Source organism: Chania multitudinisentens RB-25, from assembly GCF_000520015.2.
GTDB classification, from domain to species: domain Bacteria; phylum Pseudomonadota; class Gammaproteobacteria; order Enterobacterales; family Enterobacteriaceae; genus Chania; species Chania multitudinisentens.
Window position 1 is genome coordinate 4,571,395 of the sequence record NZ_CP007044.2, and the last position, 15,101, is coordinate 4,586,495.

Genomic DNA, 15,101 nt, shown 5'->3' on the forward strand with positions numbered 1-15,101 from the left:
ACTATTGCAGATTAGGGTCGACCGGAAAAACAAAAGCCACCGGCACCCATGCGGTGGCTTATCAGAGGATTGCAGCGCTTCAGGCGTTCACGCCAACGGCTGGCGTGGGCGGAAAACGTGGTCAACACCTTGCTCACGCAGCTTGTTTACCAGATCGTGGCCGCCGTGCGGTGCCGCCTGCGCCCGTTCACGTTCAGCCCCAAACACCGGGCTGGCCCAAAAAAGGTTCACCGGATCGCCATACTGCTGCGGTAAATTCAAACGGCCTTGCTCAGGGTAAAACGAGGAAGAAAGCACATAGCCTGCATAACCTTGCGGAACCGCTTCCGACTCCAGCGAATGCCCTTCACCAAACCAGGTGATTCTCGCCCAAGGTACATGGACAAACCCGGCTAATGCACTGGCCATCTGAATTGCACTTTCTTCGCTCATGTATTGCCCATCAATGGCAATGCCCATTTCCATGCGGCGATACTGCGCGGCATCGTCGTTAAACAGGATCTCGACCCACGGCATTGGCCGGATACTGGCCCCTATCGTCAGAAAATAGTAAACACCATCGCTCTGATGCTGGGTAATAGCCATTGGCGGCCATTTGCCCTGATCGATAGCATAATATTTCACCATGGGGCCAAAATGTTGTTCGTAACAGGCTTGATAATCACTGCGCATTTTCGGCCACGGATTGCCCTCCTCACGCTGCCAACTGCGCCAGAATTGCCGGGTATGTTCCGCCAGCGCATATTGGCTATTGGTAGAAGCGGAACCCAGTGGCCAAACCAGCGAGCTTTCTTTAATACAGCTGGCGGAATAACATACCGAGTGTTCGATATACAAACTCCAGCCGGGGATCACCGCCAGCAATTGGCCGTCATACCATAAAGCCGCTCCATCATCACTTTCTGCCCAAATCACCGCTAGCCCTTCCGGGTTCAGCGGTGCTTCTCCTGCCAGATTGCGGCAATACTCGGCGGCCAGCATTGGCGGTTGCCCGGCCTCCATCGCCGCGCGATCCTCCTGTAACGGTGCGCTGCCCAGGTTACGCAGCCAGCAGGCCCGCACTTGAAAACGCTCACTGTATTCTTCCGTGGGGTAAATATAAAAGTAAGCAGCACGACTATCTTGCTGAACCACCGCGACCAGTGTCTGGTTCTCATTACTTGTTTCAATAAGTAGGGTTGACTCGTTCATATCACCTCAATCGAGTTACAGCGCAGAAGCGTGCTGCGCACTAAAGTAGTACCCAGTGTAAAACGCACCAATCACCAAGAGTATGCATGATCGTCTCAAAATCACGGTATTCGGTTAAACACAGGTTGTTTTGCCGTCATAAATGATGGCTGCTTTCACCCCATCCAACCCAACAATCTGAACCACAGATAATCTAGCGGCACCAGCAACCCAAAGCTCAGTGCCGCCAACAATAAACACAGTTTCAACCCTTCGCGCAGTGGAACATTCCCCATCCCCATCGCCACCACGATAGGTGATGCCTGATACGGCAGCAGCGGCGTTGCATAACCGATCACCTGCGTCATCAGCACCGTTATCAACGGCAGGCCACTGCTATCCGCCAGTATTTGCGCCAATGGCGTGAACAGGGCAGGCACCCCGTTAGCCGTCACGACAAAATTCAGCAATGCCGTTATGCCAATCAGTGAAGCAAAAGCGATAAATGGCCGATCCGGATTTTGTGGCATCACCTTCACTAAAGCATCCCCCAGCCAGTTTCCCAACCCGGAATGGCTGACCAGCGCCGTCAGCCCGAGGATACCAGCGATATAAATACAGGTGCGTATATTTACCCCGGCAGCAAATTGTTCCCCCGTCAGAAAACCAACGCGCGGCAAGAGGCAAAAACAGGCGGCAGCTAAACCCACCCAGGCTGGAGCAATCCCATGCCAGCTATCGGTGATCCACAGTAATACCGTGGTAAACAGCAAAATGATTAACCGCCATTCCGCCATGCTGAGCGCCACCTGCCCAGATATTTTTTCTACTTTTTGGGGCGTCGCACGAAACAGCCAGCAGATACAGAGCGTGAGCAACACGCCCTTTGCCACGCCAAGGATTGGCGCATGCAGTAACAGGTAAGCAATATAGGTGAAGTGAATACCGAACGTGCTTTCGGCGGCCCCACTCATCACCAGATTGGGCATATTGGCTGGCAAAATACTGGCAGACAGTTGGAAAGTGCCAAAACCCACCGCCAGTGCCAGGCCGATACGGCCACGTGAGCCCGCCGCCAACCCGGCACGCTCCGCTAACACCATGATGATCGGCATCAACAGGGTAATACGGCCCATATTCGATGGCATGACAAACGCCAGCGCATAGCTGATAGCCACCACGCCCCCCACCAACCGCAGCCAAGAACTGGCCAGATACGGGAGAAGCCGATTAGCAAGCCGGTCAGCCAGCCCCGTAGCCCGAATGGCCGCGCCCAAGACAAAACCGCTCAGCACCAACCAAAAAGCCGATGAAGCAAAACCAGAGAACACCACACCAGCAGGTGCCAATTGCAGTATCATCACTGTGGCAAAAAACAGCAAAGCAACCAGGTATTCCGGCAAACGGGATGTCGCCCACAACGCGATCACCACCAAAGTGATCAACGCAGAAATACCCATCGGATGCCACATCATGTCCATTACCTTTTTGTTAAAAAAGGTATTTAAACATAAAAAACAGAGCTAAATAGTGAAATTGTTCCCTATTCACGGACCATCCTGAACAGTTACCGCTTAATTTTGCAAAAGAACAATCGGTGATATTGCCGCAAGATAATCGGGCCAAAAGCGGTAAAGCGATCACACTGGGTGAAAATTTTGCGCATAAATCCTAGTGCGGCTTCCTCAGCAACCGCCAGGAAGCTATCATGGCCGACAAGCACAGTAATGTGCGCTTCCCACTCAATAGAGTGACTGTCATAACATCGGCCAGTATGGTGGTGTACCACGCCAGCGGTAAAACTAACGTTGGCCTTTCTGGTCTAAATTTACGGTATCAGCATATGCAAACATTCACACCAGAGCCTAAATAGGGTACAAGGCTGCATGAAAATTCCAAAACGACTCCAGCCATTGGTAGATGATGGTTTAATCGACGATGTTATCCGTCGTTTAAAAAGTGGCAAAGAAGCCGACGTGTTTATCGTGCGCTGCGGTGACGAGATCCGCTGCGCCAAAGTGTATAAAGAAGCCGAAAAGCGCAATTTCAAACAAGCCGTGCATTACCAGGAAGGCCGTAAAGTACGTAACAGCCGTGATGCGCGTGCCATGAACAAAGGTTCCAAGTTTGGCCGCCAGCAGCAGGAGGAAGCCTGGCAAAATACCGAAGTCGATGCCCTCTACCTGCTGGCTAAAGCGGGCGTGCGCGTGCCACAGCCGGACATCTGCCTGGATGGCGTGTTGCTGATGGAACTGATCACCGACGAAGAGGGTTTGGTTGCCCCACGTCTGAGCGACATCACCTTAACACCGGAACAGGCACGCCACGATCATGCGCTGATGATGAATTATGCGGTACGCATGTTATGCGCTGGCCTGGTGCATGGCGATCTCTCGGAGTTCAACGTGCTGATGGATAAAGACGGGCCAGTGATTATCGATCTGCCCCAGGTGGTGGATGCGGCGGCCAACAACCACGCTAAAAGCATGTTCACACGCGATATCAATAACATGACTCAGTATTACGGCCAATATGCACCGGAACTGCTTGGCAGCAAGTACGCCAAAGAGATTTGGGCGCTGTATCAGGAAGGTAATCTGACGCCAGACACCCCGCTGACCGGCAAGTTTACCGAAAGCCATAAACGCGCTGATGTCAGCTCCGTTCTGGACGAAATCCAGGCAGCCCGTGATGAACACCAGCGCCAGTTGCTGGCACGTAACCAAGAAGAATAATTGTTGCTCCCCCGGCAGTATAACCGGGGGAATTTGGGCTGGTAACGTTACAACCAATGTCTGACCCGCTGGCAAAATGCGCCCTAATCAGAGCCAAAACGTGTGTGAAGAAAGGCTTCCTGACGTGGGTTTTATATCCTGTGCAGATAGGCAAAAACAGTAATCACCCCAAAACACCCACTCACACGGATAGTTTTTTAATGGGATATGTCACAAGTGGTTTTATTTCTTTCAGCACAAACATACTCTGCATTTCTTTAATGCCGGGAAGTCTGCGAACAACTGACATAGCAAAATCCGCATAAGAATCGAGATCCAGCGATACAACCTGTAAAAGGAAATCGGCATCACCACCGATACTGTAACAGGCCACAACATCTTCAAGAGCAGTAACCTCTTCCTCGAATTTTTTCGCTTCTGCTTCACTATGGCTGTCAATGGTAACTCGAATGAAAACCATCACCCCCAGACCGATTTTTTTGCGATTCAGTACAGCTCTATACCCTTGAATAACCTCATTTTCTTCAAGTTTTCGCACTTTGCGCCAACAAGGTGACGCCGACATCCCAATCTTTTCAGCAAGTACCTGATTCGTCACCCGGGCATCATCTTGCAAAAGTTTCAGGATCTTCATATCTGTTAAACTTAGAGCCATTCGGGTAACTTCCTTTCTATTTGGTCACATTATTGGGTGATTTTTTCTGATCGATGCTTCATAAGCAAGCGATTTAGGTAACAAATTTCCACTCAATTACTGCATAATACATTTCATAAATTAATCATATGCTGAATTCTGGTGTAAGGAAGCTGAATCTTATATGTTGATGCATATCGTCTTATTTACTTTCAAAGCCCCTTGGAGCTGGGCTTCTCTTGAGGCCATAGATGCTGAAAGATCAACAAGAGCTCACCCCAATCACATTGAAGAAATTAAAGGATGGACCTGTGGCAGAAATATAACACGCCGCAATATTGCCGCTGACTTCGTTGTTATTGGGCTGTTTGAAAATAGAGAAACTCTTGATGCTTATATTGAACATCCCAATCACCAGATTGGTGTGGCAAAATGGAGAGCGATTGCCGATTGGACCATAGCAGACATTGAGCTCACTAGCGACTTTACGCTGAATAACGGATTGCTTTCTGTATTACAGAATATTAATACCGACTTGTAAATTTATCATATCTATCATCAAGGACTGAATATGAAATTCGATGCCAGCCGACACCGCTGTACGATTGTTATCGATAAAGATTTACCCGCGGGCCTTGCTATAAATGCAGCAAGCGTAATTGGGATTAGTTTTGGTCGAACAACAGAAAACCTCGTAGGTCCAGATATGCAGAGCCTTGATGCAGTAAATTACCCTGGTGTAATTTACAGCCCTCTTCCCGTTTTATTGGCATCAGGTGAATATATCCATGAGTTACAAGCGATAGCTGAAGCCGATGACGAAATATATATCATGCCTTTTAGCGCCTTGGCTCAATCGTGTAAAACCTATGATGAGTATGGCGAAAGAATATCATCAGTAAACAGTGAACATATCGAATTGGTGGCCGTGGGGCTAATTGGGCCAAAAAAGAAAATAACTAAACTAACGGGTAATCTATCGCTCTATAAGTAGTTTAATTCAAGATTAATGACTCTCATTAATTGGCTAGAATCAAAGTGTACACTGCATTTCAATTTATGAAAGTCCTATATATTTTAAGGAAAGCAATATGTACGCCATATTTAAAGATGAATTAATTCATACCGCCAAAACCATTTACAATCAGCACAGTGATTTTACGGCTGGAAAAATATCCTTAAAGCAACTTTATGCACATCAAAATAACAAGCTGAGAGACATCATTCAATATGTAACATCCAATTCTATTTTTTATGGTAATCATTTGAAAGGTCTGACCCAGACTGATATTGAATATTTATCAACCAGCAATATTGCTTCATTACCTTTTACAACCAAAGATGACCTAAAAAATAATGGGGCTTCCTTAGCCTCTGCACCGTTGAATCACTGTTGGGTTTATTACGAGACAACGGGCACCACTGGTAAACCAACCCCTTGCCCTCGTAATGAAATTGACTCAATTCATAACAACACGCCTTTAATTATTCATTACCGGGATATTTTTGAACAACATGGTTCAAACCACATTGTTGGTATCATGGGGCCAAGTGAACTGCATTCAACCGGTGACACATTCGAAGATGTATTCCGTAGCCTTGGGTATGGCGTAGTAAAGATGTGGCCCAGATCACCCGTCGTCGGCATCAAACGGGTGATGACGCTTATTGACGAGTTAAAAATCACTGCGCTTGTCTGCACACCTGCTGTAGCTATTTCAGTTGCTCGATTCATAAAGGATTCGGGTCAAACACCTTCAGAAACCAGTGTCAAACTCATCCTCACCGTTGGAGAACTGACCACCCCAGCACTTCTAAAAAACATTGGTGATGTATGGGGAGCGCAAGTCTACAGTTGTATGTATGCATCACAGGAATCCTCTATCCTCGCAGTCTGTGCCCATGATGGCTATTTATATACTGTCCCATTAAATAACTTTTACGAAATTATCGATCCAATAACTGGCAACAACCTTGATATCACTCAGCATCAAATTACTGGCGAGTTGGTTATCACACATCTGTACCAGGGGCAAAAACCGCTTATTCGCTACCGCACGGGCGATATGGTACGTTCAAGCTATATGCCTAATGGCAGCCAGAAGATCACACCTGTAGGGCGTGTGCGAGATGTACTTACTCTGAACGGCACCCCCTATTGTGCCTGGGATTTAGAAGCGGCATTACTTGATAAGTTAAGTGGCTGTTTGGACTACGCCATTCAAATTGACAACGAACAGAATATCGATGTTTTGAATATTACTGTTGAGATGTTTAACAGTAAAACAGAAACCAATGCCATCTTTGCACAAGTGAAAAATCACATGGAGAAGGTACTGCCTGGTGTAAAAGTCAATCTTATCGCAGGTGAAACCAGCGCCATCACTGCTACATCAGCCATGGTGAGCTGGAAGGCTGCACGACTTCATGATTTACGTCCAGCAGCAGATAATAGTGACCGGGATGCAGCATTAGCTTTGATCAATCGTGGATTCAAATGATGAAAACTCCTGAAATAAATAACGAAAGTGACGTTAAACAAGCACATCACCGGTGGGCTTATCTCAATGAAGAGTTTGTTGAAGCCAATAAGGCTTTACTTCCGGTCACAACACAAGCATTTAACTACGGGACAGCGGTATTTGAGGGAATACGTGGTTATCTAAGCGCAGATAGCAGATCAGTCAATATTTTCAGACTGAATGAACATATTAAACGGTTATTATGTTCTGCATCACTGTTGATGATTGACGAATTACCTGAACAAAATACTTTTAAAGAGCTCATGTTAACTCTTTTGCGACGTAATGAAGTTAAAGGTAATTGCTATATACGGCCTATCGCTTACAAACGGAACTTACTACCGAATAGCGGCTTTGGTGTGAAATTATCAGGTGTTAGCAGTGGGTTATCTATTAACAGCCTGAATATGCAATCTTATGTTAAGCAAGATGGAATAAAATGTACTCTTTCAAGTTGGAGAAGAGTCTCTGATAACTCTATTCCTGCACGAGCAAAAATTACTGGCAGCTACGTTAACTCTGCTCTCGCTATGGAAGCCGCCGTTCGTGGCGGTTACGATGATGCCATTATGCTTAACAACCATGGTTATTTATCCGAAGCGACGACTTCGAATGTGTTCATAGTTAAAGATGGGAAGCTTATTACGCCGCCGATCACTGCACATATCCTTGAAGGGATTACACGAGATACCGTTATTACATTAGCGGCAACGTACCTCGATCTAAAAGTGGAGGAACGCGATATCCTGCCTTCAGAGCTTTTGACCGCCGATGAATGTTTCCTGTCTGGAACGGGCGTGGAAATATCTCCGGTTACGCAAATTGATCATAAAACACTTTCCAGTACCAATCCTCACAGTGTCACAATGGTCATTAAAGGTCTATACCTGCAAGCAGTACGCGGTGAACTCAATGAATTTCATCATTGGTTAACTCCTGTCTACTAAATAAAATATTTAGGTGAAAATATGAGCCATTATTTTATGGATATGGGCTTAGGCTGTGCCTTGGATTTTCCTGTTCATACATTAGGACCTACAGGAACCAGCAGCGAATATGCCTCACAGTTTTTTCATGACTGGATGGACAAACATTACGCCAAGAGTCGTCATGAAATATTTTTAAATGAGTCTTATGAAAAAGCCAGAAAAAAAATCAGAGATAAAAATGGGCTATTAATCGTAGCCAATGCTTATCCCAAAATTAACGATTTCTATATGGATACTAGCTTAAAACTGCTAGCAGCCTTTGTTTGTGATACGCCTTTATATGGGCTAGTAACTAAAAGTGAACTTCCCGATCGCCGTTTATATATAGCTTCGCACCCTGCTCCTACCCCATTGATCAATGAGCTGTTACCAAAAGGGTTGCAAATTGAACAAATTGTAGAAATGCCATCAACCAGTGCTGCTGCGCAAGCCGTATCAAGCGGTGAGGTCGATCTGGCATTAACAACCGAGATTGCTGCACGCTTATATAAATTAAATTTTATATCTAAAACACGCCCTATACATATGCTCTGGTCCGTTTTCGCCTCCAATATATAACGACAGTTAAAAAGGAACAAAAATGACAAAGCTAAAAATGCATACCCTTGAGAGTGCACCTCAATCCAGCCGCCCATTATTACAAAGCTCAATTGATAACTTTGGTTGGATCCCATGGCAAAGCGCTTACATGGCGGAATCCCCCGCTTTACTTGCGTCCTATCAGTTTGCCCATGATGCCTTCGCTCAATGCTCCTTGAACGAAGAGGAACGCGCAATTGTCTGGATCACGACAGGAACCCTTAATCGTTGCGACTATACGATCCAGGCTCACAGCTGGATAGCACTGCATAAAGGTGTCTCACTCACTACCCTGAATTTGCTGGCCAATCAACCCGATGCGCTCCCAAGCAAACTGGCTGCATTATATCGTTTTACGCGTCAGGTGGTATTGGCTCAAGGGCAAATCCCCCAGGCAGCTCTTGATGACATATTGTCAGCCGGTTATTCAATGCAAAACGTTCTAGACGTTATTTTGGGAGTATCCCAAAAAACAATGTCGACGCTACTTAACAGTGTTGCAAAAACACAAATTGAACCGCAGTTTCGGGTCACGTGCGAGGAGTAAGGGGGAAGGATAATGCTTTTTATCGGCCGTGAAAAAGTAGCGAACTGTTTAACGCCTTCCCTATGTCTTCAATTAAGCCGTGAGGCATTTTCCCTCGCCAGCAAAGGGAAAGTTAAACAGACATTGCGCAGCGTTATTGCTTCTGACGATGGTTGTCTGATGGGAACGATGCCAGCCTACATTTCTGAAGGGCCTTATGCAGGCTTTGGTCTTAAAACGGTCAAGGTGGATTTCAACCATACCGACCAACGTACATCTCATGAGGGATGCATTCTGCTTTACGATGCCGATGGCAAAGGTGAGATCGCACTGGTTGATGCTGGCGTAGTCACCGAATTTCGTACGGCCGCGGCGTCGGCACTGGCCACGCAACTCCTGGCCGCCCCTGATGCCACGCGCCTCGCTATCTTGGGAACCGGTGTCCAAGCAAGAAAACATGCCCAAATGATGATATCAGTTAGAGCCATCGAACATATAACCGTATGGGGAAGATGCGCTGAAAGCACCGATTCTTTTGCCTCATGGTGCCGGGAAAACCTGAAGCTTCCCGTAACAATCGCGGCTTCACCGACACAAGCAGTTAAACATGCCGAGATCATTTGTACCGTCACGGCGTCAAGGGAAGCGTTTCTTCACAGCAATGCACTTCCTCTCCAGTGCCATATCAATGCGGTTGGCGCATCTGCAATAGGATTTCAAGAGATTTCCTCTGAGCTTTACTCACATGTTGAGCTCTATGTCGATTATCGAGAAGCAGTATGGAATGCATCCACCTGCTTAATTAAGGCACAAGAGCAAGGTTATTTGCAGAAAGATAATATGGGTACCGAAATAGGCGAGTTACTCATACAAAAAAAAGCATTCATTCAACCTCAAACCAAAAGAACCTTATTCAAGTCAGTTGGCATTGCTGCTCAGGATTTGGTATTCGCCAGAGCTATCGTAAATATGCAAAGGACTAACCTCAATGGCATTTAGTTTGTATTTATAACTTCTAATAGGAAATAACATGTTAGGAACAGCTCAAATATTATCTTACATAACCGCTCTTGGCTTGGCTGCCGCTATTCCTGGGCCAGGTATGACAGCACTGGTTGCTCGCAGCGTCAGCGGGGGAGCAATAACAGGCTTTATCATGCTGTTCGGTCTGATCCTTGGCGATCTCATTTATCTCTCTATAGCCGTTTTTGGTTTAGCGGTCATTGCACACACTTATGCATCATTGTTCACTCTTATTAATTGGGCTGCTTCCCTCTATCTGTGTTGGCTTGCCTGGCAATTTTGGACATACCAGCCACAGGCGGTAGAGATTGGGCAGAAAGTAACAAAACAGGAGCTGGCCTCTGCGTGGCTCTCTGGGCTCACCATCACGCTGGGCAACCCTAAGACCATTGCTTTTTATCTTGCCATCTTGCCTCTTATCATCACACTCGATAATGTCTCACTACAAATCTGGGGAATGATGCTGGTTCCACTTACCATCTTTGTTCTTCTATCTATAGGCGCGATTTTCATTCTCGCCGCCCTCAGAATCAGACATTTTCTGACCAGCGCTGAAGCGCAGCGGATCCTGTTTCGATCCGCAGGAATGATTATGCTACTGGCTGCCGTTGGCATGGTGGTTAAAACTCTATGACCTGGGTATCAGAAAGCCATAACAGAAACAGATAGAGCGGTCAGTTTTCCTATCGCTGCCGCAGCCAGGGAATATTGAACGAAATTGCCCTGCTGCGGATTATTTGCGGGTAACGGCTCCCCAACGCGGCAAACCAAAGGTATTCACCGCCATTCCCACCAACACCAGCAATGCACCACCAAGTTGCCAGGAGGATAGCGCCTCGCCCATCAGCAGCCAGGCGCTGACCAGCCCGACTAACGGCACCAACAGTGCCAATGGTGCCACACGCCAGGTTTCATAACGCGCCAACAGGTTGCCCCAGATGGAGTAACCCAGCAGAGTCGCGGCAAACGACAGGTAAACCAGTACTCCAACGCTGCTCAATTGCAGGTGCAGTACGCTATTCAGCACCTGTTGACGATCGTCAAATAACGCGCTGCACGCCAGGAACGGCACGATGGGGATCAACGCACTCCATACCACCAATGGCAGGATCTGCTGCTGTGGAAACAGGGTCATGATTTTTTTGTTGGTGAGGTTGCCCAGCGCCCACGAAAATGCCGCACCCAGCGTCAGCAATAATCCAGCCAGCGGCACCGTAGACACGCCTTGGCTACGCAGGCTGGCCTGGGCTAGCAACAACATCCCCAAGGTGGCTACCACAATCCCTATTACCTGGTGTATACGCAACCGTTCGGCAAAAATCAGCATCCCCAGCAGCAACGTAAAGAAAACCTGCGCCTGCAATACTAATGAAGCCAACCCTGCGAGCATTCCCACGTTGATAGCGTAAAAGAGAAAAGCGAATTGCCCGAAACTCATGGTCAGGCCATATAACGCCAACCATTTCCACGGCAGTTTGGGTCTGGGTACAAAGAAGATCGCGGGAAACGCGACCAATGAAAATCGCAGACCGGCCAACAAGAACGGCGGCATTCCCTGTAAACCGTATTTGATAATGACAAAGTTCATTCCCCAGATAATCACCACCAACAACGCCAACAGCCGATCGCGCAATGTCATCCTTGCCTCGCTTATCCCACTAAAAATAGTCTCACTGGCCGAAATTTCGCCGTTAACCCTGTTAAACAATCATCGCCAATAGGCTGATTTTATTTCAATAAACCAAAAAAATATTTATGCAAGAACCCATCAACCAGGATTATTCACCAGGAGAAACAGTGTAACTACCAAACATGGATTTATCTGCCGTCCATCGCTGCGTAAATTGTGACTTCTGTCACTCACACGCTTGCCGTGCGATTTACGAAATCATCTAAAAAGAGCGGTATTATTTTGAATAATAAAGACAAACCTGCATCAATGTGGCTGGCGATTTTTTCGCTTACGGCAGCCTGTTTTGTTATGGTCACCACGGAATTCCTGCCCATCGGGCTACTCACCAATATTGCCCCTTCCCTCGGTGTCAGCACCGGTAAAGCCGGGTTGATGGTAACCATGCCCGGCATTGTTGCCGCCGTAGCCGCCCCGGTATTAAGCCTGGCGTCTGGGCGGCTTGATCGGCGTCTGCTGATGTTCGGCCTTTCCGCATTGCTGATTATTTCCAATCTGGTTTCTGCGCTGGCGGTTAACTTCTCAATGATGCTGCTTGGCCGTTTCTTGCTGGGCATCTGCGTGGGTGGATTCTGGTCATTCGCCGCTAACTATGGCCGCAATCTGGTGCCAGAAGCCAGCCAAGGCCGGGCAATAGCCTTAATCCTGAGCGGTATTTCCGTAGGTGCCGTGTGTGGCGTACCCGCCGGCGCATTGATCGGCGATCTGTTCGGCTGGCGCACCGCCTTCTTTGGCAGCGCCGCATTGGCCGCTATCATATTGTTGACACAAATCCGCCTGCTTACCCCAGTACCGCCAACTCGCCCGGTCACACCGCGCGACCTGCTGTTACCATTTAGCCTGCCGATGGCGCGTATCGGTTTGATTGCCATCGTCCTGCTGTTTATCGGTCACTTTGCTGCCTACACCTATTTGCGGCCCCTGCTGCAACAGGTTTTCATCCTCAGCCCATCCGTGATTTCCCTGCAATTGTTGATCTATGGGGCCATTGGCCTGTTGGGAACTTTCCTTGGAGAGCGGCTGGCAGCACATAGCCTACGTGCCACCTTTATTCTGATCACCGCGATGTTGGCCAGTATCCTGATAGTTTCCCCGTTTCTCAGCGGTATCCCTGGGGCCACCTTGATGGTGCTGGTCTGGGGGCTGGCGTTCGGTGCGGTTCCAGTTTGTGCCGCTAACTGGATGTTTGCCGCTGTACCGCAGGCCCCCGAAGCCGGGCAAGCATTGCTGGTCTGCGTGATTCAGGTCGCTTTGGCCTCAGGCTCCCTGCTGGGTGGCGAAGTGGTTGATTGGCAAGGCGTCAGCAGCGCAATGCTGCTCGGCGGTGCGTTAACCCTTTCTGCCACGCTGGTGTTCAGTTGGTCATGGCGTTCCAGCAGGATTTGCGCTAAACAGTCATAATCATTAGTTTCCCACTGAAACATCCCCGGTCTGTGCCGGGTGATGTAATGAGAACGTTATGGATCACCATCTGCTTGCCATTCGAGTATTTGCCCGCGTTGTGGAAACCGGTGGTTTTACCCGCGCCGCCGATTCGCTGCGTATGCCAAAAGCCACGGTCACCAAGCTGATTCAAAATCTGGAAAATCATCTACAAACTAAACTGTTCCAGCGCACAACGCGCAGTATGTCAGTCACTGAAGCGGGCGAATGCTATTACCAGCGCGTGATAAAATGGCTGGCAGAGCTGGAGCAAATGGAAGGCTCCCTGACTAAATCACAGGCCGCTCCACAGGGCGTGTTGCGCATTGATGTCGGTGGTTCAACCGCCCGCCAGGTGCTACTACCGGCCTTACCCGATTTCATCGCCCGTTATCCGCAGATACAGATCGATCTTGGCGTATGCGATCGCATTATCGATTTGATCAACGACAGCGCCGACTGCGTGATCCGCAGTGGGCCACTGGCCGATTCCAGCCTGATCGCCCGCCGGCTGTTCCCCCTGAAATGGGTCACCTGTGCCACACCGGCCTATCTGGCCCGCTACGGCACACCGCAGCACCCTTGCGATCTGGAACAGGATTACCCATTGGCACACTATCGTCATGCGCTGAACGATCGCATCCAGCCCCTGCGTTTTATCGATCAGGGCAAAGAGATAGACATCCTGCACCGCTATCAGGTCAGCGTTAACGAAAGTAACGCCCATTTGGCGTCAGCACTGGCTGGCCTGGGGATCATTCAGACGTTTCGCTTTATGGCACAACCCCATCTGGACAGCGGCGAACTGATCAGCGTGCTGGATAACTGGCAGTTGCCTGACGAACAGATGTATGTGGTTTATCCTTCTAACCGCCACCTCAGTGCTAAACTGCGGGTATTTATCGACTGGGCGGTGGAAACCTTTAAATAATGGCCGATCACTTACCCTCGGCAATCCGCCGGTTTATGATAGAGTATGAGTCCTAATATCGTTCTCAACCGGCAGGCACCCCATGGCATACATCCCAAAAAACTACGCGAAGCTGGAAGTCGGTTACCGCGAAAAAGCACTGAAAATCTTCCCGTGGGTCTGTGGCCGTTGCTCACGGGAGTTTGTCTACTCCAACCTGCGTGAATTGACGGTGCACCATATCGATCACGATCACAGCAATAACCCGGAAGACGGCAGCAACTGGGAAATGTTGTGCCTGTATTGCCACGATCACGAACACTCCAAGTACACCGAAGCCGATCAATATGGTTCAACGGTGATCGCCGGGGAAGACGCACAGAAAGACATTGGCGTAGCCACCCATAACCCGTTCGCCAATCTGAAAGCAATGATGAAAAAGTAGCGCTTCCCCCCCAAAAACTCCAGACCAGGATAAGGGGTAACATCATGAAAATAAAAGAATATCATGGTGGGTGCCTGTGCGGGCACATTCGCTTTGTCGCACATGGGGAAGCCCACCACCCCCACACCTGTTCATGTACCCTGTGCCAACGGCACTCTGGTTCACTGACGCTGTGCTGGGTTGAATTCCCTAAAGACCAGGTTCAGTGGACAGGGCCGGGCGGAACTCCCTCTCTTTATCGCTCGTCAGCAGCCTCTTGCAGAGCATTTTGCTCAATTTGTGGCAGCACCCTCGGTGCCATCGACGACGCACCAACCCTGGGGCTTTTGCTGGGCGCCTTCGACAAGAAAAACCAGAAAAGCATGGTTCCAGAGTTTCATTCGTTCCGGGCTTCGCGCCCACGGTGGTGGAAAATAGCCATTGCCAACGGCTCGAAGGAGTAAATGCCCTGCTCCC

At 48.6% G+C, this 15,101-nt stretch carries 17 protein-coding genes; 13 read left to right on the plus strand and 4 right to left on the minus strand.

Annotated features, from left to right (window positions below):
- Positions 1-87: 87 nt before the first annotated feature.
- Together Z042_RS20230 and Z042_RS20235 are read right to left on the minus strand one after the other, a co-directional pair.
- On the minus strand, positions 88-1,191 hold the full coding sequence (locus Z042_RS20230; protein ID WP_024911650.1) for a suppressor of fused domain protein: 1,104 nt from the start codon (positions 1,189-1,191) through the stop codon (positions 88-90).
- A 155-nt stretch (positions 1,192-1,346) separates the two neighbouring features.
- The gene (locus Z042_RS20235) at positions 1,347-2,651 is read right to left on the minus strand and encodes an SLC13 family permease (RefSeq protein WP_417903510.1); all 1,305 of its coding nucleotides are present in this window, start codon (positions 2,649-2,651) and stop codon (positions 1,347-1,349) included.
- 405 nt (positions 2,652-3,056) lie between these two features.
- On the opposite strand from Z042_RS20235, the gene Z042_RS20240 reads away from it, so the two are divergent.
- Entirely contained in the window at positions 3,057-3,905 is an 849-nt protein-coding gene (locus tag Z042_RS20240; RefSeq protein WP_024911648.1) for a PA4780 family RIO1-like protein kinase, read from the plus strand.
- A gap of 181 nt (positions 3,906-4,086) precedes the next feature.
- On the opposite strand, the gene Z042_RS20245 is transcribed toward Z042_RS20240, so the two are convergent.
- Positions 4,087-4,560, minus strand: a complete 474-nt coding sequence (locus tag Z042_RS20245) for an Lrp/AsnC family transcriptional regulator (protein WP_024911647.1) — start codon at positions 4,558-4,560, stop codon at positions 4,087-4,089.
- 163 nt (positions 4,561-4,723) lie between these two features.
- Here Z042_RS20245 and Z042_RS20250 point away from each other — a divergent pair, with 163 nt between their 5' ends.
- From Z042_RS20250 to Z042_RS20285, 8 genes are all read left to right on the plus strand, one after another.
- The gene (locus tag Z042_RS20250; protein WP_024911646.1) at positions 4,724-5,080 is read left to right on the plus strand and encodes a Dabb family protein; all 357 of its coding nucleotides are present in this window, start codon (positions 4,724-4,726) and stop codon (positions 5,078-5,080) included.
- Positions 5,081-5,110: 30 nt separating this feature from the next.
- Entirely contained in the window at positions 5,111-5,533 is a 423-nt protein-coding gene (locus Z042_RS20255) for a DUF2000 domain-containing protein (RefSeq protein ID WP_024911645.1), read from the plus strand.
- A gap of 97 nt (positions 5,534-5,630) precedes the next feature.
- The gene (locus Z042_RS20260) at positions 5,631-7,040 is read left to right on the plus strand and encodes a phenylacetate--CoA ligase family protein (protein ID WP_024911644.1); all 1,410 of its coding nucleotides are present in this window, start codon (positions 5,631-5,633) and stop codon (positions 7,038-7,040) included.
- Positions 7,040-8,008: a branched-chain amino acid transaminase gene (locus Z042_RS20265; protein WP_024911643.1), complete on the plus strand. Its 969-nt coding sequence runs from the start codon at positions 7,040-7,042 to the stop codon at positions 8,006-8,008. The genes Z042_RS20260 and Z042_RS20265 overlap by 1 nt, the downstream gene beginning before the upstream one ends.
- 21 nt (positions 8,009-8,029) lie before the next feature.
- A complete protein-coding gene (locus Z042_RS20270) occupies positions 8,030-8,608 on the plus strand; it encodes a type 2 periplasmic-binding domain-containing protein (RefSeq protein ID WP_024911642.1) in 579 nt (192 codons plus the stop codon).
- Positions 8,609-8,630: 22 nt separating this feature from the next.
- Entirely contained in the window at positions 8,631-9,176 is a 546-nt protein-coding gene (locus tag Z042_RS20275) for a carboxymuconolactone decarboxylase family protein (RefSeq protein ID WP_024911641.1), read from the plus strand.
- A gap of 12 nt (positions 9,177-9,188) precedes the next feature.
- Positions 9,189-10,154 (plus strand): ornithine cyclodeaminase family protein, encoded by a 966-nt coding sequence (locus tag Z042_RS20280; RefSeq protein ID WP_024911640.1) that lies wholly within the window; start codon positions 9,189-9,191, stop codon positions 10,152-10,154.
- A 31-nt stretch (positions 10,155-10,185) separates the two neighbouring features.
- A complete protein-coding gene (locus Z042_RS20285; RefSeq protein WP_024911639.1) occupies positions 10,186-10,812 on the plus strand; it encodes a LysE family translocator in 627 nt (208 codons plus the stop codon).
- Positions 10,813-10,911: 99 nt separating this feature from the next.
- Here the strand turns inward: Z042_RS20285 and Z042_RS20290 are convergent, their stop codons facing one another.
- Positions 10,912-11,817 carry an EamA family transporter gene (locus Z042_RS20290; protein WP_024911638.1) on the minus strand — a complete coding sequence of 302 codons (906 nt, stop codon included), beginning with the start codon at positions 11,815-11,817 and terminating at the stop codon, positions 10,912-10,914.
- A 270-nt stretch (positions 11,818-12,087) separates the two neighbouring features.
- Here Z042_RS20290 and Z042_RS20295 point away from each other — a divergent pair, with 270 nt between their 5' ends.
- The 4 genes from Z042_RS20295 (at position 12,088) to Z042_RS25295 (ending at position 15,088) form a co-directional block, all read left to right on the plus strand.
- Positions 12,088-13,269, plus strand: coding sequence for an MFS transporter (locus Z042_RS20295; RefSeq protein ID WP_024911637.1), 1,182 nt, complete (start codon positions 12,088-12,090; stop codon positions 13,267-13,269).
- A 58-nt stretch (positions 13,270-13,327) separates the two neighbouring features.
- The gene (locus tag Z042_RS20300; protein WP_024911636.1) at positions 13,328-14,221 is read left to right on the plus strand and encodes a LysR family transcriptional regulator; all 894 of its coding nucleotides are present in this window, start codon (positions 13,328-13,330) and stop codon (positions 14,219-14,221) included.
- A gap of 82 nt (positions 14,222-14,303) precedes the next feature.
- Entirely contained in the window at positions 14,304-14,645 is a 342-nt protein-coding gene (yajD, locus tag Z042_RS20305) for an HNH nuclease YajD (RefSeq protein ID WP_024911635.1), read from the plus strand.
- Between the two features lie 44 nt (positions 14,646-14,689).
- On the plus strand, positions 14,690-15,088 hold the full coding sequence (locus tag Z042_RS25295; protein ID WP_071882852.1) for a GFA family protein: 399 nt from the start codon (positions 14,690-14,692) through the stop codon (positions 15,086-15,088).
- The last annotated feature ends 13 nt before the right edge of the window (positions 15,089-15,101 follow it).

Bases quoted from the DNA above. Each gene is read 5' to 3' on its own strand.
- Z042_RS20300 (WP_024911636.1), top strand. From the start codon at position 13,328: ATGGATCACCATCTGCTTGCCATTCGAGTATTTGCCCGCGTTGTGGAA.
- Z042_RS20280 (WP_024911640.1), top strand. From the start codon at position 9,189: ATGCTTTTTATCGGCCGTGAAAAAGTAGCGAACTGTTTAACGCCTTCC.
- yajD (WP_024911635.1), top strand. From the start codon at position 14,304: ATGGCATACATCCCAAAAAACTACGCGAAGCTGGAAGTCGGTTACCGC.
- Z042_RS20230 (WP_024911650.1), bottom strand. From the start codon at position 1,191: ATGAACGAGTCAACCCTACTTATTGAAACAAGTAATGAGAACCAGACA.
- Z042_RS20290 (WP_024911638.1), bottom strand. From the start codon at position 11,817: ATGACATTGCGCGATCGGCTGTTGGCGTTGTTGGTGGTGATTATCTGG.
- Z042_RS20245 (WP_024911647.1), bottom strand. From the start codon at position 4,560: ATGGCTCTAAGTTTAACAGATATGAAGATCCTGAAACTTTTGCAAGAT.
- Z042_RS20270 (WP_024911642.1), top strand. From the start codon at position 8,030: ATGAGCCATTATTTTATGGATATGGGCTTAGGCTGTGCCTTGGATTTT.
- Z042_RS25295 (WP_071882852.1), top strand. From the start codon at position 14,690: ATGAAAATAAAAGAATATCATGGTGGGTGCCTGTGCGGGCACATTCGC.
- Z042_RS20275 (WP_024911641.1), top strand. From the start codon at position 8,631: ATGACAAAGCTAAAAATGCATACCCTTGAGAGTGCACCTCAATCCAGC.
- Z042_RS20250 (WP_024911646.1), top strand. From the start codon at position 4,724: ATGTTGATGCATATCGTCTTATTTACTTTCAAAGCCCCTTGGAGCTGG.
- Z042_RS20265 (WP_024911643.1), top strand. From the start codon at position 7,040: ATGAAAACTCCTGAAATAAATAACGAAAGTGACGTTAAACAAGCACAT.
- Z042_RS20285 (WP_024911639.1), top strand. From the start codon at position 10,186: ATGTTAGGAACAGCTCAAATATTATCTTACATAACCGCTCTTGGCTTG.
- Z042_RS20260 (WP_024911644.1), top strand. From the start codon at position 5,631: ATGTACGCCATATTTAAAGATGAATTAATTCATACCGCCAAAACCATT.
- Z042_RS20255 (WP_024911645.1), top strand. From the start codon at position 5,111: ATGAAATTCGATGCCAGCCGACACCGCTGTACGATTGTTATCGATAAA.
- Z042_RS20235 (WP_417903510.1), bottom strand. From the start codon at position 2,651: ATGGACATGATGTGGCATCCGATGGGTATTTCTGCGTTGATCACTTTG.
- Z042_RS20240 (WP_024911648.1), top strand. From the start codon at position 3,057: ATGAAAATTCCAAAACGACTCCAGCCATTGGTAGATGATGGTTTAATC.